The 24873-nt window shown below is 43.4% G+C and carries 28 protein-coding genes, 1 tRNA gene and 1 pseudogene; 20 read left to right on the forward strand and 10 right to left on the reverse strand.

The window, feature by feature from the left end; all coding sequences use genetic code 11:
* Positions 1-102 precede the first annotated feature (102 nt).
* Complete coding sequence (cofD, locus tag EO93_RS07825) at positions 103-1026, forward strand: 2-phospho-L-lactate transferase (protein ID WP_048161890.1); 924 nt, start codon at positions 103-105, stop codon at positions 1024-1026.
* Between the two features lie 335 nt (positions 1027-1361).
* Positions 1362-2519 carry an FmdE family protein gene (locus EO93_RS07830; RefSeq protein ID WP_235284152.1) on the forward strand — a complete coding sequence of 386 codons (1158 nt, stop codon included), beginning with the start codon at positions 1362-1364 and terminating at the stop codon, positions 2517-2519.
* Here the strand turns inward: EO93_RS07830 and EO93_RS17360 are convergent.
* Positions 2466-2789 (reverse strand): hypothetical protein, encoded by a 324-nt coding sequence (locus EO93_RS17360; RefSeq protein WP_156161262.1) that lies wholly within the window; start codon positions 2787-2789, stop codon positions 2466-2468. The two genes, EO93_RS07830 and EO93_RS17360, sit on opposite strands and share 54 nt — an antisense overlap.
* Before the next feature lie 222 nt (positions 2790-3011).
* On the opposite strand from EO93_RS17360, the gene hpt reads away from it, so the two are divergent.
* The 7 genes and pseudogenes from hpt to EO93_RS18655 all read left to right on the forward strand — a co-directional run.
* A complete protein-coding gene (gene hpt, locus EO93_RS07835; protein ID WP_048161920.1) occupies positions 3012-3581 on the forward strand; it encodes a hypoxanthine/guanine phosphoribosyltransferase in 570 nt (189 codons plus the stop codon).
* Positions 3562-4569, forward strand: coding sequence for a diphthamide biosynthesis enzyme Dph2 (gene dph2 / locus EO93_RS07840; RefSeq protein WP_048161892.1), 1008 nt, complete (start codon positions 3562-3564; stop codon positions 4567-4569). Before hpt ends, dph2 begins: the two co-directional genes overlap by 20 nt.
* 62 nt (positions 4570-4631) lie before the next feature.
* Positions 4632-5225, forward strand: coding sequence for an METTL5 family protein (locus EO93_RS07845; protein WP_048134719.1), 594 nt, complete (start codon positions 4632-4634; stop codon positions 5223-5225).
* A gap of 439 nt (positions 5226-5664) precedes the next feature.
* Entirely contained in the window at positions 5665-6675 is a 1011-nt protein-coding gene (locus EO93_RS07850) for an exosome complex RNA-binding protein Csl4 (protein ID WP_048161893.1), read from the forward strand.
* Between the two features lie 116 nt (positions 6676-6791).
* Positions 6792-7070 (forward strand): DNA-directed RNA polymerase subunit L, encoded by a 279-nt coding sequence (locus tag EO93_RS07855; protein ID WP_048134721.1) that lies wholly within the window; start codon positions 6792-6794, stop codon positions 7068-7070.
* A gap of 389 nt (positions 7071-7459) precedes the next feature.
* On the forward strand, positions 7460-8620 hold the full coding sequence (gene pscS, locus EO93_RS07860; RefSeq protein WP_048134722.1) for an O-phospho-L-seryl-tRNA:Cys-tRNA synthase: 1161 nt from the start codon (positions 7460-7462) through the stop codon (positions 8618-8620).
* A gap of 175 nt (positions 8621-8795) precedes the next feature.
* Positions 8796-9057 (forward strand): annotated as a pseudogene (locus EO93_RS18655) (DUF2148 domain-containing protein); the annotation flags it as partial.
* 139 nt (positions 9058-9196) lie between these two features.
* On the opposite strand, the gene EO93_RS07870 reads toward EO93_RS18655, so the two are convergent.
* From EO93_RS07870 to EO93_RS07880, 4 genes are all read right to left on the reverse strand, one after another.
* Positions 9197-9862, reverse strand: coding sequence for a hypothetical protein (locus EO93_RS07870; protein WP_048161895.1), 666 nt, complete (start codon positions 9860-9862; stop codon positions 9197-9199).
* 25 nt (positions 9863-9887) lie between these two features.
* The gene (locus EO93_RS17760; RefSeq protein WP_162198692.1) at positions 9888-10043 is read right to left on the reverse strand and encodes a hypothetical protein; all 156 of its coding nucleotides are present in this window, start codon (positions 10041-10043) and stop codon (positions 9888-9890) included.
* Between the two features lie 542 nt (positions 10044-10585).
* Positions 10586-11848, reverse strand: coding sequence for a diaminopimelate decarboxylase (locus EO93_RS07875; RefSeq protein WP_048161896.1), 1263 nt, complete (start codon positions 11846-11848; stop codon positions 10586-10588).
* Between the two features lie 194 nt (positions 11849-12042).
* Entirely contained in the window at positions 12043-12231 is a 189-nt protein-coding gene (locus tag EO93_RS07880; protein ID WP_048161897.1) for a hypothetical protein, read from the reverse strand.
* A 76-nt stretch (positions 12232-12307) separates the two neighbouring features.
* On the opposite strand from EO93_RS07880, the gene EO93_RS07885 reads away from it, so the two are divergent.
* A tRNA-Gly gene (locus EO93_RS07885) sits at positions 12308-12379 on the forward strand.
* A 146-nt stretch (positions 12380-12525) separates the two neighbouring features.
* On the opposite strand, the gene EO93_RS07890 is transcribed toward EO93_RS07885, so the two are convergent.
* Entirely contained in the window at positions 12526-12933 is a 408-nt protein-coding gene (locus EO93_RS07890; protein ID WP_048161898.1) for a PaaI family thioesterase, read from the reverse strand.
* A 348-nt stretch (positions 12934-13281) separates the two neighbouring features.
* Here EO93_RS07890 and EO93_RS07895 point away from each other — a divergent pair, with 348 nt between their 5' ends.
* The 6 genes from EO93_RS07895 to cysS all read left to right on the forward strand — a co-directional run bounded on the left by EO93_RS07895 (position 13282) and on the right by cysS (position 20108).
* The gene (locus EO93_RS07895) at positions 13282-13995 is read left to right on the forward strand and encodes an isoprenylcysteine carboxylmethyltransferase family protein (RefSeq protein ID WP_052735410.1); all 714 of its coding nucleotides are present in this window, start codon (positions 13282-13284) and stop codon (positions 13993-13995) included.
* 230 nt (positions 13996-14225) lie between these two features.
* On the forward strand, positions 14226-14594 hold the full coding sequence (locus tag EO93_RS07900) for a rhodanese-like domain-containing protein (protein WP_235284153.1): 369 nt from the start codon (positions 14226-14228) through the stop codon (positions 14592-14594).
* A gap of 88 nt (positions 14595-14682) precedes the next feature.
* The gene (locus EO93_RS16510) at positions 14683-15342 is read left to right on the forward strand and encodes an isoprenylcysteine carboxylmethyltransferase family protein (protein WP_052735411.1); all 660 of its coding nucleotides are present in this window, start codon (positions 14683-14685) and stop codon (positions 15340-15342) included.
* A 504-nt stretch (positions 15343-15846) separates the two neighbouring features.
* Entirely contained in the window at positions 15847-17865 is a 2019-nt protein-coding gene (locus EO93_RS07910) for a cation:proton antiporter (RefSeq protein ID WP_048161901.1), read from the forward strand.
* A gap of 80 nt (positions 17866-17945) precedes the next feature.
* Positions 17946-18539 carry a Maf family nucleotide pyrophosphatase gene (locus EO93_RS07915; RefSeq protein WP_048161902.1) on the forward strand — a complete coding sequence of 198 codons (594 nt, stop codon included), beginning with the start codon at positions 17946-17948 and terminating at the stop codon, positions 18537-18539.
* A 147-nt stretch (positions 18540-18686) separates the two neighbouring features.
* A complete protein-coding gene (gene cysS / locus EO93_RS07920; protein ID WP_048161903.1) occupies positions 18687-20108 on the forward strand; it encodes a cysteine--tRNA ligase in 1422 nt (473 codons plus the stop codon).
* A 102-nt stretch (positions 20109-20210) separates the two neighbouring features.
* Here the strand turns inward: cysS and EO93_RS07925 are convergent, their stop codons facing one another.
* Positions 20211-21062, reverse strand: a complete 852-nt coding sequence (locus tag EO93_RS07925; protein WP_048161924.1) for a winged helix-turn-helix domain-containing protein — start codon at positions 21060-21062, stop codon at positions 20211-20213.
* Between the two features lie 187 nt (positions 21063-21249).
* Between EO93_RS07925 and EO93_RS18430 the strand changes: the two genes are divergently transcribed.
* Positions 21250-21375 carry a hypothetical protein gene (locus EO93_RS18430; protein ID WP_255350203.1) on the forward strand — a complete coding sequence of 42 codons (126 nt, stop codon included), beginning with the start codon at positions 21250-21252 and terminating at the stop codon, positions 21373-21375.
* Positions 21376-21463: 88 nt separating this feature from the next.
* Here EO93_RS18430 and EO93_RS18660 read toward each other — a convergent pair whose 3' ends face one another.
* A complete protein-coding gene (locus EO93_RS18660) occupies positions 21464-21595 on the reverse strand; it encodes a Cys-every-fifth RiPP peptide CefA (RefSeq protein ID WP_200898097.1) in 132 nt (43 codons plus the stop codon).
* Between the two features lie 264 nt (positions 21596-21859).
* Between EO93_RS18660 and EO93_RS07930 the strand changes: the two genes are divergently transcribed.
* A complete protein-coding gene (locus EO93_RS07930; protein ID WP_200898096.1) occupies positions 21860-22315 on the forward strand; it encodes a CU044_2847 family protein in 456 nt (151 codons plus the stop codon).
* 137 nt (positions 22316-22452) lie between these two features.
* On the forward strand, positions 22453-23370 hold the full coding sequence (locus EO93_RS07935; protein ID WP_048161905.1) for a S16 family serine protease: 918 nt from the start codon (positions 22453-22455) through the stop codon (positions 23368-23370).
* A 153-nt stretch (positions 23371-23523) separates the two neighbouring features.
* Here EO93_RS07935 and EO93_RS07940 read toward each other — a convergent pair whose 3' ends face one another.
* Positions 23524-23808: a hypothetical protein gene (locus tag EO93_RS07940; protein WP_048134731.1), complete on the reverse strand. Its 285-nt coding sequence runs from the start codon at positions 23806-23808 to the stop codon at positions 23524-23526.
* A 208-nt stretch (positions 23809-24016) separates the two neighbouring features.
* On the opposite strand from EO93_RS07940, the gene EO93_RS07945 reads away from it, so the two are divergent.
* Positions 24017-24385, forward strand: a complete 369-nt coding sequence (locus tag EO93_RS07945) for a hypothetical protein (protein WP_048161927.1) — start codon at positions 24017-24019, stop codon at positions 24383-24385.
* A 310-nt stretch (positions 24386-24695) separates the two neighbouring features.
* Here EO93_RS07945 and EO93_RS18435 read toward each other — a convergent pair whose 3' ends face one another.
* Positions 24696-24824 carry a hypothetical protein gene (locus tag EO93_RS18435; RefSeq protein WP_255350204.1) on the reverse strand — a complete coding sequence of 43 codons (129 nt, stop codon included), beginning with the start codon at positions 24822-24824 and terminating at the stop codon, positions 24696-24698.
* Between the last annotated feature and the right edge of the window lie 49 nt (positions 24825-24873).

Here is a 24873-nt window from a genome sequence, read left to right on the forward strand (position 1 = left end):
TGCTGTATCTATTACTTTGATGCTATTACTTTGATACTGCATAAGTTACAGAAGCACCTGCCTACCCGAAGGCTGAAACAAAATCAGGGAAAAGGTATTATCATGATCATATTGTCAGGAGGCACCGGAACTCCCAAACTCCTTGACGGGCTCAAGGAAATCCTCCCGCCGGAGGAACTGACCGTTGTTGTAAACACTGCCGAAGACCTGTGGGTTTCTGGGAACCTGATCTCTCCAGACCTCGATACAGTGCTCTATCTCTTCTCAGACCAGATCGACCGGAAGAAATGGTGGGGTATAGAAAACGATACCTTCCGGACTTATGAGCGCATGCAGGAACTCGGGGTTGAAGAAAGCCTGAGGCTCGGGGATCGGGATCGTGCAACCCATATTATCCGTTCAAACCTCATCCGGGATGGGGCATCTCTTACGGAAGCTACAGTAAAGCTTGCATCCCTTTTAGGGATCGATGCAAGCATTCTACCTATGTCAGATGACCCGGTTTCTACCTGTATCGAGACCCTGAATGGGGTTATGCATTTTCAGGACTTCTGGGTTGGAAAACACGGAGAGCCCGATGTGCTTGGAGTTGACATAAGAGGCGTTTCCGAAGCTTCAGTTGCTAAAAAGGTCCTGGAAGCCCTTGAGACGGATGACAGAGTCCTCATAGGCCCGAGCAACCCCATAACCAGCATAGGTCCTATTATTTCCCTGCCGGGAATGAGGGAACTGCTGAAAAAGAAAAAGGTGGTCGCAGTCAGCCCTATAATAGGCAATGCTCCTGTCAGCGGACCTGCAGGGAAGCTGATGCAGGCCTGCGGGCTTGAAGTCTCTTCCATGGGAGTTGCAGAGTACTATCAGGAATTCCTTGACGTCTTTGTTTTCGATGAAAGGGACAGGGCAGACGAATTCGCTTTCGAAAGACTTGGCTGCCGTGCCTGTCGTGCTGATACCCTGATGACCTCAACAGAGAAAAGCAGGGAACTGGCAGAGTTCGTAGTCGGACTTTTTGACACCGTATTCTGATTTTTCAATTTTCCATTTTAACTTTTTTTCTTTCTTTTCTTTCCCGTAATTTTCCATTTTAACTTTTTTTCTTTCTTTTCTTTCCCCTAAATTTTCTTTTTAACTTTTTTCTCTCTTTTCTTTTTCCCGCAAATTCCTTTTCTTTCTCTTTTTTCTACTTATATGGTCTTCAACGTTAACATAATTCGAAAGTTTTATGTACCCTTTTTTCTTCTTTTGTAACACTAAAAAACATAAAATTGGAATTTTGTCTTAATTTTTAAGTTTAATTCTGTGGTAAATGCCATTATTTTTCCCGATTAAATAACTTATTAACGGGTAGTAGAGGAAAAAGCATGATTGGAAGAAGTGTAATTGCTAACAGGAAAATCAAAACAAAAATCATAGATTTTGTTTTACTTACAATACTTGTTTTCTCCCTTGGTTCTATTCAAGGGATGGCAGCTGAAGCCGATAACCAGGAGTTGATGACTCGGGTTTTTGCCGCAGCCGAAGAAAGCCTCGGAGACATCGGACCTGAAGACACCCTTATAATCACGGACATCGGTTCTCCTGCGGAGTCTTATGTTTTTCTGGACGATTTCTATTCGGAGTTTTATGGAAGGGAGTTACTGTACACAAAGAACCTGCTTATAGTCCAGAACGCAAGGAATGCCCCTCTCTGGTTTGCTTTCTTTGACAAATCCAGTGGAGACTGTACTTTTATCGAGGTTTCATATGGAGATGAAAATAAGGTCAGCTACCAGGTAACGGAAAATATAAACTTTGATGCCCTTTCCGAAAGCCCGGAGTCCGTAGCAGCCTGGAATGAAAAAGTAGGCTCAAAGGTTTTTGATGGGCGTGAATTTGCCATCCTTACAATCTCTAACGGCTGGGCTACCGGGAGTTTAGATTATGAACTGATGCAGTGCCTGGAATTGCACAACCACTTCTGTCCCGGGGTTTCAAGCGGCTACGTACTTGCGAACTGGATGGAAGAGAATTACCCGCTTGAAGAAGGGGTAAGTTATACGGTTTTCTCCTGCCCCAACTGGTGTAAAGAAGATGTTTTTGTAAAGCGCTGGGATGCATCTCCTGGAAAAGGAGGGGTCTGGGTATCTGCGCTGACAGCCGAAGAAATAGAAGCCATTGGTGGCTCTCCTGCCGGAATCTTCGTGGTTACGGATAAAAACGCCGGAACTATGCAGGCAGTGGTACTCGGGTTTGACTTTGATGCGTTGAGTGCGGAATGTGGGGCAAAAGAAGACGATCCTGCCTGGGTTTCTAAATATCTGAGAGATCTCTGTCTTATGGACAGGAAAAACTGGGATAAGGAAGGACTTGTTACGGAAATCGCAGTCATTGACATTGATGAGGATACCCTGAGCGAAATGAAACAGGCGGGTGCCAATCCCTATGTTGTTCTTGGACTGCTCAACCCGGCAGGAAATGTCAATCCCTCAAGAAACGGGTTTCCTGGCATCGGCAGATGGATGAATAAATCTAAAGCCTGAATGAAAGCCTGATATTTTATAGTTGAGAGCTTTTGACGGGTTTTTTAACCCTTTTTCTTTTTGCTTTTTTTTGCTTTTTTTTCTTTGGTATGAAGGTACGTAATTTGAAAGGTACTTTCTTTTCTTTGTGCTTGTTATTTGAAGAATTTCATGTTTGTTTTTATTTTTCCGTCTTCGTTTTTCCACAGTCAAACTATTCTTTTTTATAGCTCTCTTATTTTTTCCAGAATTCTTTACCTTTATTATCCTTAAATTTATTAATACTGACATAACTATTTATTACAAATTCTCCTGCATCCCGGATGTAAATGGAACTGGAAAACCAAAGTTATATCAAGTACTTCAATGTTTCCTGAAATTGATTTATCTTTCCCGGTAGCGTGTTTGTATATCCGTATCCGCTTCGGGGGGCAGTATCCTCAAGGGAGCAGGATATTATTTCAGGGTTTTTTACTTCCCGGAATATTGAGACAGCCAAAAAAGGTTAAAACCATGCTTGAAAGACTGAAAGATTCACTAATTAACTCCCCTGTGATAAAGCGAGGGGAATATAACTATTTTATCCATCCTATTTCTGATGGTGTACCTTCCATCGATCCCCATATGGTAGAAGAGATTTCCGATTACATCGCAGAGATAGCAGATATGAACGTTGACACTATCCTGACTGTGGAAGCTATGGGCATCCCGGTTGCAAATGCCCTCTCCCTTAAAACCGGAATCTCTCTTACCATCGTCCGGAAGCGCCCTTACTTCCTTGAAGGAGAAGTGGAACTCTCCCAGAGCACAGGCTATTCGAAAGGTGTCCTCTATATAAACGGGCTCAAAAAGGGAGACAGAATAATTATCGTTGACGACGTTATCAGTACGGGTGGAACTCTTCTTGCACTTGTAAGAGCGTTACAAAATATGGGCGTCGAAGTAAAAGATGTAATTTCCGTTATAGGGCGCGGAGACGGCTATCTTAAGCTAAAGGAACTCGGATTTAAACCCAAGGTTCTCGTCACAATTGATGTTAGTGAGAAAGGCGTGGAGATAAAGGATGTCTTTGGGGATCAGTGAAGCATTCGATTTAAGGCCTGACTATATAATCAGCGTAATTAAGGATACGAAAGCAAAGCTTGTGGGCTTTCAGTTTCCTGAAGGGCTGAAACGCAAAGGTCCGAAACTTGCAAAAGCCATTGAGGAGGCTACCGGAGCTGAGGTTCTCATCTCAGGAGACCCCTGTTTTGGGGCATGTGACCTTGATCGGACTCTCCTTGATCATGTTGATATTCTTTTCCACTTCGGGCATGCGGAACTGGAAGATGTCAAGCTTTCAGATAAAGTGTACTTTATCGAAACACGCTCATCAATTGATGTCCGGCCTGTTGTTGAGAAGGCTGTCCGGGAACTTAAAGGAGAGAGAATAGGTCTGATCACCACTGTCCAGCATGTCCATAAGCTTCCGGATGCATGCAGTGTGCTTGAAAAACTGGGAAAAACCTGTGTTATCGGACGTGGTGACTCCAGGATTGCCTATGCAGGGCAGGTGCTCGGCTGCAATTTTTCGGCAGCGAGGGATGAAGATTGTGATGAGTACCTTTATATCGGAAGTGGGGATTTCCATCCCCTCGGGGTATCCCTTTCCACAAAAAAACGTGTCCTTGCAGCTGATCCCTTTTCCGGTGAAGTCCGCGAGGTTAACCCTTCAAAGGTTCTCCGCCAGCGGAGTGCGGTAATTGCAAAGTCTCTGGATGCGCAGGTTTTCGGGATCATTGTCTCAAGCAAAAATGGGCAGAAGAGGATAGAACTTGCTTCTTCTCTCAAAGAACTTGCAAGGAAACATGGAAAAGAAGCACACCTGATCCTTATCGATCTCGTAACTCCTGATCAGCTGCTTCAGTTCAAGGTAGACGCTTTCGTAAACACCGCCTGTCCCAGGCTTGCTGTGGATGAAGTGGGACGTTTTCCTTCCCCTATGCTGACCCCACAGGAGTTTGAGATCGTGCTTGGAGAACGTGAATGGGAAAAGCTTGTGCTGGATGAAATTACCGAGGAACCTGTATAACCTTTTACCAAATGCCTGTATAACTTTTTGCCAGATATAAAACAGAGAAGAAAACAAAAGATATGAAACAGAGAAAACTTGAAATGCTGCTTGAAGAAGTCGAAGGTTTTTCCGATCCCGAACTTGATCTGGAACAATACCAGACTCCTTCTCCCCTTGCTGCGGAAATACTCCATTTTGCTTATATGCAGGGAGACCTTGAAGAATCAGTCCAGGACCTGGGCTGTGGTACCGGTATTCTTGCAATAGGGGCAAAACTTCTGGGAGCCAGGGAGGTCGTGGGATATGATACGGACCCGAAGGCGCTTGAGGTTGCAAAAAAAAATGCCGAAAAACTTGGAGTGGAGGTGGAGTTCGTTTGCTCCGATATTACGGAAGTCTCAGGGCATGTAAAAACCACACTTATGAACCCTCCATTCGGGGCAAGAGTTAAAGGCAGGGACAGACCCTTTCTTTCGTCAGCATTAAGAACAAGTGAGGTAATATATTCCATCCACAACCGCGGAAGCCTTGCTTTTATCCAAAAGTTCATTAAGCCTGCGGTCATTACACACTCTTACGTTGCGAAATTCCCTCTAAAAAGGACTTTCGATTTCCATCAAAAAGAAAGAGAAATTATTGAGGTAGAGATTTACAGGGTTGCTGTTCATGAATAAAGCCTGTGTTCAGGAGCCATTTAAGGCCTCATGTTTTACAGCTTTACATCTTCAGATTTCATTTTAAAAGGCGGAATTAATAACTCTATTGTATAGAGTATTGTATAGAGAACATGTCATGGTGTTAAGAATAAATCCGTAATACATAGAATAAATCCATGGCGTAGACAGATACTTTGGGACAGATAATCTGAAATAAATAAGCTGGGGTACTTTACAATAATCTAATTTGTATGTATTGAAATGTATGCCATGCTGCAAGGGAAGAATTAACTTGAAGATATTAAGAAAGGAAATTACTCCTATTCCTCCCGAAGATGAGTTCTCTATGAGTTCAATTGCCGCCAAAAACTCTATAAAGAAAACTCTCTAAAGATTACTGAAAAACCATTAAAACGACTTATCTATCCACTAATAGCGATAATTCGAATGAGGGATCATGATTAGAATCCGAAAAAATAAAACTACTAGGAAAAAATTAACAGGTCCTGGTGAAGGAAAGACGATTGCTGATAAATCGGTCCCTGCAACTGCAGAAAGCAGGGATCAGTCAAGGGACCAGTCAAGTGACCAGTCAAGGGACCCGTCAAGGAGCCCTCAAAGGGAGCAGTCCCGGGACAAGTTTAAAAGCCAGCCCCGAACCCAGTCCAGGGATCAGTTCAAGGGTCCGGCAAGGGACCAGTTTAGAGGTCAACCCAGGGGCCAATCCAGAGGTCAGCCCAGGGATCAGTTCAAGGGTCAGTCTAGAGACCAGCCCACAGATCAGTTCAAAGGCGACCCTAACAAAAAGAGAAGGTTCCCATATCCTAAGAAAACTCCCCGAGATAGGAAGGAAATGTCAGGATCCAGGCCTCCTGTCGAAGAAGCCGTGAGATCTGAAGAAGACCTTGAAAAAGGAGGTTTTGTTCTTCCGGGAGAACTTGTCGGAACTACAGAGGAATTCAAACCAGGCGAAGGAACAGCGGTAATTGCTGGAGATATTTATTCTACTGCTACAGGCAATGTACTCATTGACCGAAAAGCCAGAGTGGTCCTGGTTAAGCCAAATACTCTTACTCCAAATCTCCTTAAAGTAGGAAACATCATTTACGGCAGGATCACTGACGTCCGCGAGTCCGGGGCAATGGTGGAAGTTGCAGCAATTGAAGGAAAAGAAAACAGGGAAATTGTCAGCTCAAGGCCCGGAGATATCCACGTTTCAAATGTAAGGGATGCCTATGTCAAGAGACTGTTAGATGAGTTCAGACCGTCTGATCTTATAAGAGCCAAAGTCATTGAAGTTGACAGAATGCGCCTTACCACAGCCGAAGATTCTCTTGGAGTTGTAAAAGCTTACTGCTCAAACTGCAGAGGGGAACTTGTGCTGGAAGGGAAAAAGCTTAAATGCCCTGTCTGCAATATGACTGAAACCCGTAAGATTTCAACCGAGTACGGGAAAGGAATTAGGTAAATTTCTCTTTCCCTATCTTACTTTATGCAGGTTTCGACATTTTATGATAAATTATGTATTTTATGGCAGGCTGTTTATAGCAAGCTATATTATTCACCATTTACAGGTGGTCACCAATGGAACTGAACATCATTAACAAAACAAATAACGAGCTCGAAGTCGAGTTCAGAGGCGAAACTCATACCCTTCTCAATCTTCTCAAGGACCTCCTGATTAAAGATGAAAGGGTTGAAGCAGCTTTTTACGATATGAAACACGTGAGCATCAGTGATCCTATCCTTTACATCAAAACCGATGGTACGGACCCGATTCTGATCTTAAAGGAAACGGCAGCAATAATTGTTGCTCAGTGCGATGAGTTTATTGAGGTCTTCGGCAAGGCAGTAAATGCCTGAAGCCTATGACTGCAGGACGTCTCTTTAATAGACGTTTTGCTCCTTTTTCTTTATCAGGAACCCTTTCCTGCTCTGTACTTTCAGGTAAAGGTTTTTGGATAGTATTTCCCTTTTCATTTTACGCTTTTATATAAATGAAATTCGTCTATCCCTTCTATGGCAGTCTTCTTCTACGGAATTTTACTTCGACGGTAGTTCACTGTCCTTTTTATAGCTATTTCTGGAATACATTTTTATTAATTCGTGATAATATCACTGGTACGTAGAGCTCTAAGCAGGTTAATTTCCATAAAAAATGCTAAATCAATCCACAGTAAATGTTTTTAGTCCAGGCAAGAATTTAATTATTCACATCATAAATTTACAGTTATCACTGAGGTATACATAATATGACACTTGACGACTCATATTTACAGAAGTTTGGTTTCATAAAGCGGGAAACCCTTGGCAGCATAAATATTGACCCTCTTCAGACTGGCGGGCTTTTGACCGAGGCTGCCAGGCAGACTCTTGTTGAATGGGGAGACGGTTACTCTGTCTGCGACTTCTGTGGAGGGGTTCTGGACCAGATCAAAAAGCCTCCTATCCATGATTTCGTACACCAGGCTCTTCCAGAGTTCCTGGGTTGTGATGAGGCAAGGGTCACAAACGGGGCAAGAGAGTCCAAGTTTGCAGTTATGCACTCCATGGGAAAGCCCGGGGACTGGATCGTGCTTGACGGGCTTGCCCATTACTCCTCTTACGTTGCAGCCGAAAGAGCCGGCTTGAATATCAAAGCCGTACCACATGCAGGCAGCCCCGAATACCGCATGGACCCGGAAGGTTACGGAACTGCAATTGAAGAAGTTATCAAAGAAAGTGGAAAACCTCCAGCTCTTGCCCTTGTAACATATCCTGACGGGAGCTACGGAAACATCCCGGATGCCGGAAAGATAGCGTCCGTCTGCCACGAATACGATGTTCCTCTCCTCCTGAACGGGGCTTACTGTGTTGGAAGGATGCCTGTTTCCGCAAAAGAAATCGGAGCCGACTTTATCGTGGGCAGCGGGCACAAGTCGATGGCAGCGTCCGGGCCTGTCGGAGTGCTAGGCGTAAGTGAGGAATATGCCCCAATCGTGTTCAGGAAATCCGTACACAGCAAGGTAAAGGAAGTCGAACTTCTGGGCTGCACTGCCCGCGGGGCAACGGTTATGACCCTGATGGCTTCTTTCCCTGAAGTGGTAAAGCGCGTCCGGAACTGGGACCAGGAAGTCGAAAACGCCCGCTGGTTCTCTGCAAAGCTTCAGGACCTGGGCTTTATCCAGCGCGGACAAAACCCCCACAATCACGACCTTATGTTCTTCGAAGCACCGGGTTTCTACGAGATATCCCAGAAGGTAAAGAACGGCAGATACTTCCTATACAAGGAATTGAAGAGCCGCAACATCCACGGCATCAAGTCCGGGCTGACAAAGTATTTCAAGCTCAGCACCTTCGGGGTCGGAAAGGAAAAGCTCGGTGTTGTTGCGGAAGCCTTCGAGGATATCCTGAAAAAGTACGAGACTATTTAAAATCCGCGAAATCAGATCGTTTTTGATGCCTGGGAGTAATCTGACAGTCTGTCCCGAAATCCGGGCATCATGATTACTTTTTTTGAATCTACCTTTTGAAACCGGGATTAGACTCTTATTCCAAACGATGGATTTCTCTGAAAAGGTCTTATTCCGAATGATGGATTTCTCTGAAAAGATGCTTGAACACGAAAAGGTGCAGTAAGAGTTTCTCGGTCCTCAGTGCATGATCAAGTATCTGGACCCGGGATTGCCGTGGGCTCGGCTGCTGCAAAAGCAAAGGACCTCTGTATTGGCAACAGGGTGCTGTATTTGGCAGGGGTGCAGCCTGTTATTTTGAGATGATAGACGCGGATGTGGCAATGGGAATTCCGCTGAGCGTGAAGGGGAAGAATATTTTCTTTGACAGGGAGTCTACGAGGAAAGCCAAATCCTGACCGATAAAGGGCTGAATTCTACGAAACTGAATAAAAAAAGTATACGTTTTTTATATTTTTGAGGCAGGACTTGAGCTTAAAATTTTCTCAAATCCTGCCCTAAATTTGTCAAAAATGAAAAATTCCTCTGGCTTAAGTTTTACTTTCCTTTACCTCCGGATCCTCCACTTCCAGGTCCGTTACCTCCAGAGCCTCCACTTCCAGGTCCGTTACCAGGTGTCTCCGGTTTTTCTTTATCTGCGGGCTTTTTTGATTTACCGCTTCCAGGACCGACATGCATCGGTGTGACCCTATATGCCTCCTTGAAGCCAGTTTCACCCTTATAATATCCTTCTACGGTAAATACCAGCAATGTAGCTTCGCTAACATCCAGTAGCTCTGAATCAATAGCACGTTTGGCGGGTGTAGTGGGTTCAAACAGATTTGCCCTCTCGTACATCAGTATCAGGGCAAGTAATTTATCCTCATCTTCATCGTTATTATCCTCGTAACGTTTCCATTTGAATGTTCCACTATCCACTAACTCATTTTCTTCATAGACATCAATCTTCAGAATAATGCTTTCGGGATCCAGGTACACAGAGCTTAAAGGTGTATTGTTTGTCTCAGTAGTATCTTCAATAACAACGGATATGTATTTAGCATTAGTTTCAATCACAAAATTATCCGGGGATACAACCATCGCCAGAGGTGAAAATCCATCGTCTTCTCCTCCACCGTCTCCAGCAACCGCAATTGGCACAAACATGCCCATCAAAATCAGTAAAGATCCAAGACAAATTGCTATATTTCTTTTAGTTTTCATTTTAGCCTCCTCTATGTTTTCCCACTCAATAATTTACTTTTTTTATTGTTTGAATTCCGTTTTTGTTGTTTGAATTATTCCTGCCAACGATATAATTTTGGAAATTATATTCAGAAGGAATTCTCCTTATAATACGTCTTTTGATATTTTTTTTGGTGTAATCTTCAGGCTCCTCTTCCAATAATATTTTTCATTTTTCAGTGAGAACGTTCGCTACAATTTAAGTTAACGGCGACATCATTTTTCTTTTCTTTTATACTATGATGCCGCATATTTTGGATTATAAATTAAAGAAGAAGACAGGAGTTCTTGAGCTCCATACTTTCAGAGTATTTCACCTTAATCCAAATTCTTTAAATGAGTATGAATCCCCTTACGTTGGATCTTTGAATTTTTGAGCAATTACTCTATTACCCTTGCAGCATTTGGTTTTTGGAGCATGGAAACATTTTAGGCTACAGAATAAATACAACGGGAATTTATCGGCTCCAGGCGACTGATTAAATCTTGATGCATTGGGGTCTTTCCAGGCTCCGTTGCGGCAGGATAAATTACTTCCTCATCGACATATTGGTCAATAAAATCAAAGGCGGATTTATAGGATAGACTTAGAAGACAAAATTAGAGGTGAGCAGGTTAAATACCGAGTCAAAAAATGGAAAAAATAGAAAGTTTCAGGCACATTACCGGTATTATATGGCCTGTTTTTAAGCTTTTAAGTTTTCACCTGAAATCTTTCAGTTCCTCAAAATCAAGGGTTGCAAAATAGTCCTTGATGGTCTCTGCCCGGCGGATCTGTACAATGCTTCCGTCTTCTCTCAGCAGGAGTTCGGCAGAGCGGAGTTTTCCGTTGTAGTTGAATCCCATGGCGTGCCCGTGGGCTCCGGTGTCGTGGATTGCCAGGACGTCACCTATTTCGATTTCGGGAAGCATCCTGTCGATTGCAAACTTGTCGTTGTTTTCGCAGAGGGAGCCGGTTACGTCGTATTTGTGGACTGGAGCTGCCTTTTCTTTTCCGAGGACGGTTATGTGGTGGTATGCCCCATAAATTCCAGGGCGCATGAGGTTTGCCATGCAGGAGTCCATCCCAACATAGTCCTTGTACGTGCTTTTGAGGTGCCTGACCTGAGAGACAAGATAGCCGTAGGGGCCTGTGATGACCCTGCCGCATTCAAGGTAGACCTTGAGTGGAGCGAGCCCGTTAGCTGTGATGGTGGCGTCGTAGGCTTCTTTCACGCCTTTTGCTATGGTTTCCAGGGAGACTTGCTCCTGCTCGGGCCTGTAGGGGATGCCTATTCCTCCGCCGAGATTTACGAATTCGAAACGGATTCCAAGTTCCTTTGAGATCTCAACTATGAGTTCGAAGAGAATCCTTGCGGTTTCCGCGAAATAATCGGGATTCAGTTCGTTCGAGGCAACCATTGTGTGCATTCCGAAGCGCTTTACGCCTTTATCCCTGAGGATCCTGTACCCTTCAAACATCTGTTCCTTTGTAAAACCGTACTTTGCCTCTTCCGGCTTTCCGATGAGTTCGTTTCCTTCTTTCAGGGAGCCGGGGTTGTACCTGAAGCAGACTATTTCCGGAAGTCCGGCATACTTTTCCAGGTAGGGGATGTGGCTGATGTCGTCAAGGTTGATGTAGCCTCCCATTTCCTTTGCTTTTACAAACTCATCAGCCGGCGTATCATTGGAACTGAACATAATATCGTCGCCGGCCATCCCTGCTTTTTCCGCAAGGATCAGCTCGGGAAGGGAACTGCAGTCCGCCCCGAAACCCTCTTCTTTGAGGACCTTAAGGATGAAGGGGTTAGGGAGAGCTTTTACAGCAAAAAACTCTTTGAAGCCGGGAACGTCTTTAAAGGCGGATTTCATTCTTCTGGCGTTTTCCCGAATGGCTTTCTCATCGTAAATATGAAAAGGGGTGGGATATTTTTCCATTATTTTCAGGATATCTTCTTTGTTGAAGGGGAGGTCCTTTGAAACCATTATTGTAACCTTTTGCCTGATTTTTGTTTAAATCGATTTTAATACCAATTTGAACTTTTATTCCTTTATTAGTTTTTCCACTATCTCGGGTACTGCATAAAAAAGTATTGATCTATGGAAATAGAACGTTGTTTTAAAATACGTTAACTTTCCGTTATTTAATGCCAGTCTCGTATAACTCGGCTATTTCCGGATTATCCCTCATCTCGTCCCCTTTGAGTTCCCAAAAAACTCAGCAATCCTCTTATGATTTTCTTATAGGACGTGAGCTTTTCAACCTCCTCAATAAGTTCTGCAAGCTCTTTAAACCGCGTCATTGCCCCCTCAAGTTTCAGAAACAGATATTCACTTTCATCGAGGGGTAAACCAGTATTCTCCGACATCTAGTCCCTTTTACCGAAAACTTTAATATCTAAAAGATGCATGAGATGAGTACACAGCAGTTCCTTAAGACAGTTTGCGACCGTGGTTTAGTGGCTATGACCTGAGCTTCCCAAGCTTAGAACCCGGGTTCGAATCCCGGCGGTCGCATCCTTAGCTTTTTTAAAACTTCAATCTGCAAAAAAAATGATTATTTTAATTTTAAGCGTTGTTTACTTTTGGTTTTAAGTGTTTTTTACGTTTAATTTAATCTTTGTTTACGGCAGAATTTTTAATTTTCGTTTAATTTTCGGGCTTCAAACATCTGAAAAATCAAGTGAAAACTTTTTTCTATAGGCCATTCCCTGAAATATTGCCACGAGGTCTCCTTCTTCATCAGTGATATTTACAGTATATGTGGCAATTTTAGGGTTTATTGAAGTTTCCTTTGCTTCAGCTGTGAGAGTTCCTTTTGTTGTAGCTTTTACAAAGGAAATGTTTGCATTGATCCCAACTGCAGCAATTCCGTATGCGTTTGAGGCTGCTGCAAAAGCAAGATCTGCAAGGGTAAACAATGCTCCTCCCTGAACTATATTTAAACCATTAAGATGTTTTTCTTCAATTACCATCCTGGCTTTTGCATATCCTGGGGTAACTTCCAGCAGTTCTATTCCTGTATGTGCAGCGAATTTGTCTTTTTTAAAAAGCCGTTTGAGATCTTCCATGTAATTACTCCGATAATTGTCAGTGAACTACCCATCATTGAAATGACGGGCATTCTGCCTTCGTTTTTCGTAAAGTCATGGTTCATTTAACATGTTCACAGTTAAAGTTATTCATCCAGAACTGCGCCAGCCGGATCTCACTTCTCTCTAATTTCATTTCTCTTTTATTTCCCTTCTGCCATGCCCTGAACTTAGTCATCAAAATCCTTTTGAGCATCAAAAGTCATTCCTTCGTAGTGAGTAAATAGGGGACAAAAACCAATGATCTCAGGAAGAGCTTTCAGTTGAAACTTCTGAAACTGGCAAGGCTTCCTGGCTGAAGGCATAAGGGGTCAGGTGGGGATTTTCATGGTTGAAATGGTGGAAAAGGACGCCGAATTCTGGAAGGCATTTTCCAGGAGGGCTGTACAGGTCCTTACAGGCTTATTCCTGATGGTGGCGGTTTTCTTTCTCTCTGCCGGTCGGATCGACCTGCCCAGGGCATGGTTTTTCTTCGGGCTTTATGCCGTTTCATTGCTCTCCAATATGGTTATTTTCCTCAAGTTCAACCCGGAGGTCATCAGGGCACGGAGCAAAATAACCAGAGAGGAAATGAAGTGGTGGGACAGGATTTTTGTGGTGCTCTACATCCTGCTTATTATCCTGATGTTTATTGTGTGCGGCCTCGATGTGGGAAAGTTTCAGCTTTCAAGCCCTGGAATGGAGTTTCTGGCGGTTGGCGTGATAATGTTCATCGCAGGTTGGCTGTTTGTAGCGTGGGCAATGGTCGAAAACAAGTTTTTTGAGACAACGGTCCGCATCCAGAAGGACCGGGAACATACGGTTGTTTCCACCGGGCCTTACGCCATCGTCCGGCATCCGGGCTATACCGGGATGATTCTGTTTTACGGCTGTGCACCGTTTATCATCGGATCTCTATACGGGCTGATCCCTGCACTGTTACTTGCTTTTGCTTTCGTTTTCCGTACCTACTTTGAAGACCGGATGCTCTACGAGGAGCTTTCAGGATATAAGGAATATACAAAGAAAGTAAGGTACCGGCTTGTTCCATTCATCTGGTAAGGCTGCTGCAAAAGCAGGTAAATATCCAAAACAGATTATAATTTTTGCAAGTAAATAGAATTATATTCAAGAAGCAATTTCTATATAAAGATAGCATTTGATAAAATACGTACCCAACTACTCTTCCAGATGTTAAACGCAGTAATGGAGGAATCTGCCTGAATAAAAAAAGTTTAATGTATTTTGGTGCTCTTTTTTTCCTGTTTTTGGTAATCTTACTAATTTTTACAATGCAAGAGGAAGACAGTCCTTCCGGGTTTGAAACCGTGAACGTGGACGAAGCAAGGGAATTGATTGAAAAAGGCGATATTTTCATTCTTGACGTCCGCACTCCTGCCGAGTTCAACGAATCGCATATCGAAGGGGCAACCCTGATTCCTGTTACGAATTCCGGCGGATCGAATTTGAGCCCTGATCAGCTGCTTGAAGCCCGGATAAGCGAAGTTCCCAGAGACAAAAAAATACTGGTTTACTGCAGGAGTGGGCGCAGAAGTGCTGCTGCAAGCCAGATACTGGTTGATGCCGGCTACACTGGTGTTTATAACATGGAAGGCGGAATCAATGAATGGATAGCGGCAGGACACCCTGTCGTAAGTTAAGCAGGCCGGAAAACCGGCGGTCAACACGCGCTGAGACGCTATACATCCAGGAAAAATTAAAAAACAATCATTTCGATTAAGCATGTAAATGATAGGGAAAAATAGCAGGAAAAAAGACCGGATAAGCTGGGTTATAAGCATCTTTATGCTTTTACTGGCGGCTGCAACCTGGATTAGAATGGACAAAAGTTGGGGCTCTTTAAACCATCTGCCGGTCTATCTTTACGTAGGAGTCCTTGTATTCTATCTGCGGGCAGAAAAATTCGCATACAAAGGCTCGGACCTTTCAGGAACACAGTCAAATAAATGGACTCACCACCTGCTTTTATTCTTCTGGTGGCTGCTGTTAATTGTCCCGGCTCTCGAATACAGCCTTTTTCCGCGGTACAACTTTGCCGTTATAATTACAGGAGCAGTGCTGACAGTAATTGGGACGGTTCTCCGGGCCTGGGGTATATGGACACTTGGTAAATACTTCTCTGTCCATATAGAGATCCAGGACAACCATGAGCTTATCGAAAACGGCCCTTACAAATTCATCAGGCATCCGGCTTATGCAGGAAATATAATACAGGCTGCAGGAATTCCTCTTATCCTCAATGCTTACTATTCCCTCAGCATATCGGCAGTACTTATCTTCCTGTTCTTATACAGGTTAAAGCTCGAAGAAGAAGTCTTAATACGGGAAGTGAAAGGGTACAGAGATTATGTAAAAAGAACGGACAGGCTGGTCCCGAAGGTGTGGTAAACCCAAAAAGTATGGTGGACTAAAATATCGTAGATTTAAATTATGATAAGCTTAAACACAGTCAAGCAATCAGTCAGGCAATCAGTCAGGCAATCAGTCAGGCAATCAGTCAGGCAACAATTGATATTTCTTGACTGATGAACGGACCGGGCCTATTCACAAACTTCTATACTCTTTTGTGCCCAAACATTTTTAAATTATTAATCTTCATCTCTTTTTTTAAACCAGGTTGCTACATTTTTTCTCTTCTAATTTCACCTGCTAATGAGAACAATCACAAATATTTATATACCCAATATCCTATCGTAAACACTATATCTCTTGATAAATATTTGTTTATCTACAGTATAAATTATTTACTGGACAGGTGAGTATAAAGTGTTTCATAATGAGTTAAGTGTTTCATCTATACTCCGAGCTATTATGTCCCTTAAAGATTCAAGAAACTTCACTTACAGAAATTTTAATCTATCTTTGTTCTGATTTCCAGAGGCGCAAAACGAAATGGAATTCTCTGTACTGGCACATGTTGATGTCATTCTTGGCTTTGCCATCTTCATCCTTACCATATTTTCCAAATTTGAAGTCCCTCCGGTGATGGGCTTTCTTGTAACCGGAATGCTGATCGGGCCTTATGGGCTTGGAATTCTTAACGGTGGGCAGAATGTAGACCTGAATTCCGAGCTCGGGGTTGTCTTTTTGCTTTTTACGATAGGAGTTGACCTCTCCTTAAAAGAACTCTGGAAAATGAAAACGGCCGTAATGGTCGGGGGTTCTCTCCAGATTCTCTTAACGACCGCGATAGTTCTTATTGTATGCTCATATCTCGGTTTTAGTCCTGCTACCTCTACTTTTCTCGGTTTCTTAATTTCACTTAGCAGTACTGCGATAGTACTCAAAGTTTTTCAGGACCGAAATGAAGTCTATACTCCCCAGGGAAAAACATCGCTTGCAATTCTGATCTTTCAGGACCTGGCTATCGTACCTCTGATCCTGATCACTCCTATACTTGCAGGAAGTTCTGTGAGTTTTGATGGAGCCCTTCAGAGTATGTTCTTCAAAGGTTCCCTCGTTATACTGGTTTTTATCCTGAGCGCCAAATTTCTGGTTCCCTGGATATTTTACCATGTAGGCAGGACAGGTAGCAAACAACTCTTTCTTGTGAGTGTTGTTTTCATCTGCTTATCCGCAGCAGTCTTTACTTCCAGTATCGGGCTGTCTCTAGCTCTCGGAGCCTTTTTAGCCGGGATCGTTATATCAGGGTCCCAGTACAGCCAGCAGGCAATGGGTAATATCTTACCTTTGAAAGACATGTTCATGAGTTTTTTTTTCGTGTCCATAGGTATGCTTCTTAATATCAGTTATCTTCTTGATAATCTCCCTCTTCTTATCCTTGCAGCAGTTGCCCTTATTCTTATAAAAGCAGTAGCAGGGGTCGCTATAACCTTCCTCCTGGGATACCCGCTACGTACAACTATACTTACAGGACTCGCACTTTCACAGGTAGGAGAATTCTCCTTTGTCCTTTCGAGGCTGGGGCTGGAATACTCTCTTCTGACAGAGGAGACTTACCAGGCATTTCTGGCAGTTTCAATCGTTACTATGGGAGTTACACCCTTTTTGATTAATGCTTCTTACAAACCTGCTGACTTTCTTATCAAGAAGGTATCTGGCACTGATTTCGGTATGAAACTGGTAAAAGGGTTGTACTCCGAATCCTTTGAAGAGAAAGAAAATGTCGAGCCTGACATGAAAGACCACCTTATAGTCGTAGGATTTGGTTTTTCCGGGAAGACAATCTCAAATGCAGCAAAAACCGCAGACATCCCATATATTATTGTAGAATCAAACCCTGAAATTGTTAAGCAGGAAACGATGAAAGGGGAACGAATACAATATGGAGATGCAGTATTTGGGGCTGTACTGGAACATGCGGGAATAAAGAATGCAAGAGTCCTTGTAATTGGTATCTCCGACGCAGATGCTACAAGGAAAATAGTAGAGAAGGCAAAGGAGCTGAACCCTAACATCTGCATCATTGCAAAGGTACACGACCTGCAGGAAATGAAGCGGCTCAATACACTGGGTGCAGATGAAATAATCCCGGAAGAATACGAAACTTCAGTAGAGATCTTTGTCCGCCTGCTTGAAAAATATCTTGTCCCCAGGGAAGACATCGAAAAAATGGTCGATGATGTGAGGGCTAACGGTTACAGGAGATTGCGAAAACTTGTTGTTGACACAGGCGTTGACAGCGGGTTCAGCATAAAGGACGGGCTTCCGGGAATCGATATTCAGGTCCTTAAAGTGGGCAGAGGCTCTGATTTCGACGGAAAAACCCTTGCAGACCTGGAGTTCAGGAAAAAGCATGGAGTAACTGTACTTTCGGTTCGCAGGCGTTCAAATATGATCTCTACTCCAGCCGGGGACTTCCTTCTTCAGGAAAATGATGCCTGTATCCTCCTGGGAAAACCTGAGGAACTGTATAACGTAAGAAAGTTTTTTAAAAGTGCCCGGGGATAACCGGCACTTCTCCTCTTATTTTTTTAATTTCTCCCATTCCATCCATACAAATATATCCTATCCGTCCAGATTTTTTCCCCATGCGCAGGATAATTCTCGCGTCCGCATCCCCAAGGCGAAAAGAACTGCTTAAACAGCTGATCGGGGACAATTTTGTTGTTTGTCCAAGTTCTTATGAAGAACCTCCTCAGCCGGAGCTGAACCCTGAAGAGCTTCTTCTGAAGCATTCCGTTGAAAAAGCCAGGGATGTGGCAAAACACTTCGATTCCGGGATTGTAATCTCTGCTGATACGTCGGTGCTCTATAATGGAGAAATCCTGGGAAAACCGCACCTGCCGGAAAAAGCTAAGGAAATGCTGGAAAAGTTAAGTGGAAAGAAGATTCAGGTTATAACCGGACTCACGGTTCTGGACCTTGACAGCGCGCAGGAAATCAGTGAATCCGAGTCAACAAACGTCTGGATGGCTAACATAAGTAAAGAACAGATTTCAGCTTACGTAAGGACGGGAGAACCTCTGGATAAAGCAGGGGCTTTTGCAGCTCAGGGAAAAGGGGCGGTGCTGGTGGAAAAAGTTGAGGGGGATTTCTTTAATGTGGTTGGACTTCCTCTTTTTCGGCTGGGTAAAATTCTGCAAAGGCTTGGGGTATCGGTGTTTGAAGAAGGCTTTTCCTGACTCTCCTTTCCTGCTCGGGAGCTTCAGGCTTTTTGATTCAGGATTGTTTACCAGGAGCTCCAAAAGTAATAAAGCAATTAGAAGTAATAGTAACAGTAACAGATTGGGCTAATTTTTCCCATTATTAAATAACCAGAGGTGTTCCGAATGCTGCAAGTTTACAATACCCTGACAAGAGAAAAAGAGATATTCAAACCTGTAAAGGAAGGTGAGGTTTCGATTTATGCCTGCGGGCCTACGGTCTACAATATGCCCCACATAGGAAACTATCGGACCTTTCTGATGACAGACAATATTGCCCGGGCTCTCGAATACTTCGGGTACAGGGTAAAACTCGTAATGAACATTACGGACATCGATGACAAAACTATCAGGGACTCAAAAGCAGCCGGGATGTCTCTTAAGGACTTTACGGATAAATACACGGCAGAATTCTTCAAAGGCCTTGATCTGTTGAACATAAAGCGGGCGTCATTGTATCCGCGGGCAACAGAAAACGTTGAAGGCATGATCGAACTTGCACGGGAACTGATCGATAAGGGGCTGGCTTACGAAAAAGGCGGGTCTGTTTATTACAGGATTTCAGGGTTTCCGGATTACGGCAAGCTTTCAAAGATTGATTTTGATAACATCATAATTGGCGCGTCTGTGGACGTGGACGAGTATGATAAAGACAACCCGCGGGATTTTGCTCTCCTTAAAGCCTCTGCGCCTGAGGAAATCGAAAGGGGGATCTATTATGAAAGCCCCTGGGGGAAAATCCGTCCTGGCTGGCATATCGAATGCTCGGCAATGGCAATGAACAGTTTTGGTCCGACCCTGGACATCCATACCGGAGGTGTGGACCTGATCTTCCCGCACCATGAAAACGAGATCGCCCAGTCAGAGGGTGCAACCGGAAAGCCCTTCGTACGCAACTGGATTCATGGAGAGCACCTTGTAGTTGAAGGGGAGAAGATGAGCAAATCCAAAGGAAACGTTTTCACTCTTCCCGAGATCGTTGAAAAGTACGGGGGTGAGGTCGTACGTTTCATGTTCCTTTCAGTGCACTACCGGAAAAAGCTGGACTATTCCGAAGCCTTTGCCGAAAATGCAAAAAACAATTATCTGCGGCTTAAAGAGACTCTCGATAACCTTGAATTTGCCCTGAAGGGCGCAGAAGATGAAGCGTACCCCGGAGACCTTGAAACCCTTGAAACTCTTCCGGAACTTGAGACTCAGTTCAGGCAGGCCCTTGAGGACGATTTCAATACCCCTAAAGCCCTGACCGTTTTCAGGGAACTTTCGCGCGCAGCTAACGTATATCTTGAATCCTGTAAAAACAGGGAAGTTCTGGAAAAAGTTTACTCCCTTTACAGACAGTTTTCGGATGTTCTGGGCCTTTTTGCACAAACAGGAAAAGAGGAAATCCCGGAAGAAGTTGTTAGGCTTGTGGAGGAACGCGAGGCTGCCCGAAAAAAGAAAGAGTGGGAAGCTTCCGATGCCCTCCGGGAGAAAATAAAGGCACTTGGCTATGTCGTACAGGACACAAAAGAAGGGCCTAACGTAAAGAAAGCCGAAGAAATTTGAAAATAGAAGAGTTGAAATCAGGAATAACAGATACCCCTGACTACTCAGTTTTTTGCCTAAATCTTAGCTTTTTCCTTCCCTGATCGGCTCCGGGTAAAAGAGTTAAATCCGAATTTCTTCTTTTTCCCCGGGTGTTTTTCTGGCAGGGAGCTGCAGTGGGGAGTATTGAAGTGAGGAATATAATTCGTTTAATACCTGCAGAATTTTGAACCCCTTTTCCGTAATCATATAATCCCCTCTTTCGTGCTGCTGCAGGATCAGTCCGCTGTCCATAAGCTTCTGTAGATGGAAGAGCAGGTTTCCGCCTCTAAGGCCTGTAATTTCGGAAAAGGCTGAGAAACTTTTCGTCTCAAAAGCCACAGCCTTCAGGATTTCCAGGCGCTGGGGATTGGATACCGGTTCAAGGATTTCTCTCACAAGTGCGCCGGGCTCAAGGGTTAAAATATCGGGCTTCTGTTCCTGATTTCCAGCATAAATCCTCATCGAGTGCATAAGGTTGACCTGTTTTGTGAAAAGGCCGGATACTTCGGAAAAACACTGGTCACATTTGCTGTAAGGGGCTCCACATCTCATTTCTTCGAGTTTTTCCCTATTATTTGAAAGGAGTATCTCATCTACTCTGCCCTGTTTTATAAGCCCTGCATTCCTTTGAAGAAGGGCTGTAAAGGAAGACCTGCAGTTTTCTTTTTCAGGGCATTTCTTTACCATATTTCTTTCAAGTCCGGTATCGATATCTTCAATAAGGTGGCTGAGGACTGCATTTGAGTATTCCTGCCTCGAACATTCCATAGCAGTTTCAAAGCGCAGCCTGTTCGAATATTCCATAACTTTCTTGATATCGCTATGCATATCGCAAAGCTTTTCCCTGATAGCTTTTATTTCCGCCATTTCCGCTATTTCCGGATCTTCCGGGTTTTCAGAAAAGTTTTCTTTTTTCTTGCCGCTGTCTTTCATATTTTTTACATCTTCCGGCTTCACTTATAAAGTTTCTGTTACGACCCTGAAGGTCATTGGGATATACTAATTCCCTCGGGTACTGGAGTGCATTTAGTATATTTTGATGCCGATTAAGTATAAATCAATGACTGGCTGATTACTAATGGCATAAATGCCAGGGACTTGAAGGGGAGGTGAAAATAGTATGGTAAAGTGCGGAATTTGTGGAGGGGAAGCTCCGAAACAGCCCTGTATAACTGAAGAAGGGAACTGCGACCTTTGCGGTAAAAAGGTTGCTCTTGCGGAAGAACAGGAAAAGAAGAAAAAGTGAGATATGAATGGTATGAATACCATTTAACTAACTACACACCACCCGAAAAAGATGTCTACAGCACTAATTGCCCTTCTAATAAGGGTAATTAATGCACTCTCTTTTTTGAAAACTGGAAATCTATACTGCAAAAATCTATACTGCAAAAATCTATACTGCAAAAATCTATACTGCAAAAATCTATACTGCAAAAATCTATACTGCAAAGTTTCTCTGTTATTTTATTGTTCTCTCTTCAACCTTCTATTTTAGCTGTTTTCCCCTTACTTTTCTGTTTTTAGTTGTTTTCTCCAAATTTTCTATTTTTATTGCTTCTCCTCAATTTCAGACAGAGAGATTAACTGCAAAAGCCAGCAACATCTAAAATATATCATCAATTATTTATCCAATTATATACTATTTTATCTATCTTATTTCGCTCTTTCTGGGCCGTATTCTTTTTTCTGTCATACGTCCCTTTAACGCCTCCGGGGGATGACAATGCATGAATTTTAAAGGCATATTTGATAAAGACGCGAGCAACAATAAAGATGATAATGAAAAGTCCGGCAAGGAAGTTGTAAAAACAGGGCCGATTTTAGCCGAACTGGGGCATGCTCCAGGCACGATAAAAATGACGCTAGTATCTCCGAAAGCCGTGGAAGAGAAGTCCATAGATTCAATTTCCAGTGCAATGCTTATTATCAAGGAGCTCTCGAGAAAGGTTGGAGACACTGTTGAGGAAATCCCTGTTGAGCGCAGACCTTCTCAGGTACAGCTGGCTTTTAGCCTTCGCCTGACTACGGATGGAAGGGCAGTCATTACCAAGTCCGAAAAGGAAACAAATCTGAAAGTAACACTGATGTGGAAGCACGACGGGAAAGACGGGGAAGAAATTATAGAGCAAGGCAGGGAACAATATATAGAGGAAAGTGATGTAAAACGAGGGCTATACTCCTGAAAGACCAGCTGTCCGAGCCAAAAACCGGTTATAGGTAACCTTCCTGATAAGTTTCTGTTCAGCAAATGTATCTGCTCAAAAATACGGGTTTCTTTAAGGAAGAAATAAGTACGAGCCGGAGCAAAATAATTCATTATATGAAATCCAGGCTTCTTGCCCTTATCCTTGCCCTTTCGCTTGTTGCGAATGCTTACTTTGTTTTTTTATATCAAGCTCCGGTTGAGGGGGAGCAGGTCCGGGAAATGCAGGCACGTATAAATTCCCTTGAAAAAGAGAATCAAAGGCTTGAAACAAAAATAACTCAGAATAACCAGTCTCTCCAGTCCTATGCTTCCCAGGTGGACTTCTACCGTGAGAGAGTCTTTGAACTCGAAAATACCCTTCAAACATGCCCTGCAGGTCTGGAAGGTTTTGCCACGTTGCAGGCGCCTGCCGTCTTCCAGAAAGTTGAACTGGAAAGGTCAGGTCCTTTTATCCGGGAGGCGGTTTCTGAAGAGGGTACCCTTCTCAATATCTCGGTTGAAACCAGGCCTGGGAAAGGCCGGGTGCTTGTCCAGACCACTCCTCTTATGGGCGTGATTTTTCAGGACGCTGCAAATACTGCAGTTTTCGTGGCCCAGAAGGAGACCGGAGTTTCTCTCTCAGGCAGCGATGTTATTTTCAGCATTACTTCTGATCAGGAAATCCCGGGTGTTGACGGTTCGAGTGCAGGGGCTCTAATGGCCCTTCTTACAATTTCCGCTATCAACGGCACTGAACTTAATGATAGCATCACCCTTACCGGCACCATTGACGATGAAGGCAATATCGGCGCTATAGGCGGAGTTTTCGAAAAAGCTACGGCAGCAGAAGCCGGGGGAAAAACTCTCTTCCTTCTTCCAGGTGAAAACAGGGAGCTTGTCACTTACAAATTAGTAAAAAGGGAAGTCAGCGGCTTTGAAGTCATTGAAAGAGTCCCGGAAGTTGTGGACGCCGAGGAATATATCGAGGATAATGTCGGGATAGATATCGAGTACGTGGATACGATTGAGGACGTGCTGAAGTATGAAATTTAAAATCAATGGGACGTAAAATCGAATAAGAAGCAAGATTGATGATAAGTAAAATCGAAGCTGTCTTACCTTTTTTATTTCTAACAAAGTTAGGGAAAGGGATTTTTCCTCTCCCTTTCATTTTGCCTTAACGGTTTTTATGGGATATTTTACAAATCAGACCGGAAAATCTTCTATTTTCTCTAAGAAATATATTTCCGGTTTGCCAATAACCCCTGCTTTTTGCATTGTTTTTTTCAGGTCTTCGGATTCGTAGAATCCTGTTGCGTTTTCTTTTTTATCCCATTCTAAAAGGATACAAAGGTCGTTTGTTTCGTCCGAACTGCAGAAAAGCTGCCCGCCTTTGCATCCTGCTTTCCCTCTTGTAGTTCCGTGTTCGTCAAAAATAGATTTCCATCTGGAATAGTCCTCTACTTTATGCTTTATAACAACATATACCATAGCAATTCCCCTCTTTTATAATATGGGCTTTTTTATAAAAAAAGCTTGCTTGAACTCTTCCCCGGAAACCCGAATAATTAATGAGCCGAATCCTGCCATGTTTTATATTCTTTGATAGTCATAATTTTTATATCTAAACTTCTATCTCCTATTTTTGATTCCAAAGGTGACCAAAGTGTTTGAAAAACTTATACCAAAACAGAGGAAAATGTCCACCCGGGTCGGGGGGCTGCTTACCCTTATGGGGGAGGCAATGTTTCTGTTTTCAATCCTCAATTTCCTGATGATTTCCCGGCTTCAGTATTATAGTGAAGGGGATTCGTATATCAGGACCGTTTTTCCGCAGTATTTCCTCTTTTTTGCGGGGTTGAGTATCATAGGCTTTGTTGCGATGTGGTTTGTGTACGTTTATGTCCTGCCGAGCAAACAGCGTTTTTCCCAGGAACAGGCCGTTAAAGACAACCGGAGCCCCATGTATGACAGGATCCTTGAGGTGCAGGACGAGCTTGCCGAGATGCGGAAGATGATCAAAGAGCTCTCGGAAAAGGTCGAAAAGCTTTCGGAAAAAGAGTTGTGATTAGCACTGAGTGTGGTAAATGAGTTAATTCCTGAAATTTTTCTTTTCGGCATCCTCTTTTATTTGATAGCGGCGACTTTAATATGACAGCCGCTTCATCAAAAACAGATTCTTCCGGATAGGCTTCTACTCCGTGCTCGGTGCCAGTATATGCTATTGCAAAGGATCTCAAATTCGATTTTAAAATCCCTTATCTAATTTCAGTACATCTGATTAATATGCCTTTTTTTATAAAACCACGTGTATTTTTTATGTAATAAGCCATCCCCTGCTCCCTCTCCTTCTACAGAAAGACGAACTATAATCTCCATCAAGCATTACCGTCGCGGTGTAGTTCGGCACGGGCAAGCAGGAGGAAGAGATTCTGGCATGGTTCATTGCCACGAGTTTCCAGAAAAGTTAGATCGAGGCGTTCAGGTATTCGACGAGTGCCTCGCACAATCGTTGTGCAGACAACGTGCGAAAAATAATTTCGTATATCAAGGGGG

The sequence above is a fragment of the Methanosarcina sp. 1.H.A.2.2 genome (assembly GCF_000979975.1).
Lineage (GTDB): Archaea > Halobacteriota > Methanosarcinia > Methanosarcinales > Methanosarcinaceae > Methanosarcina.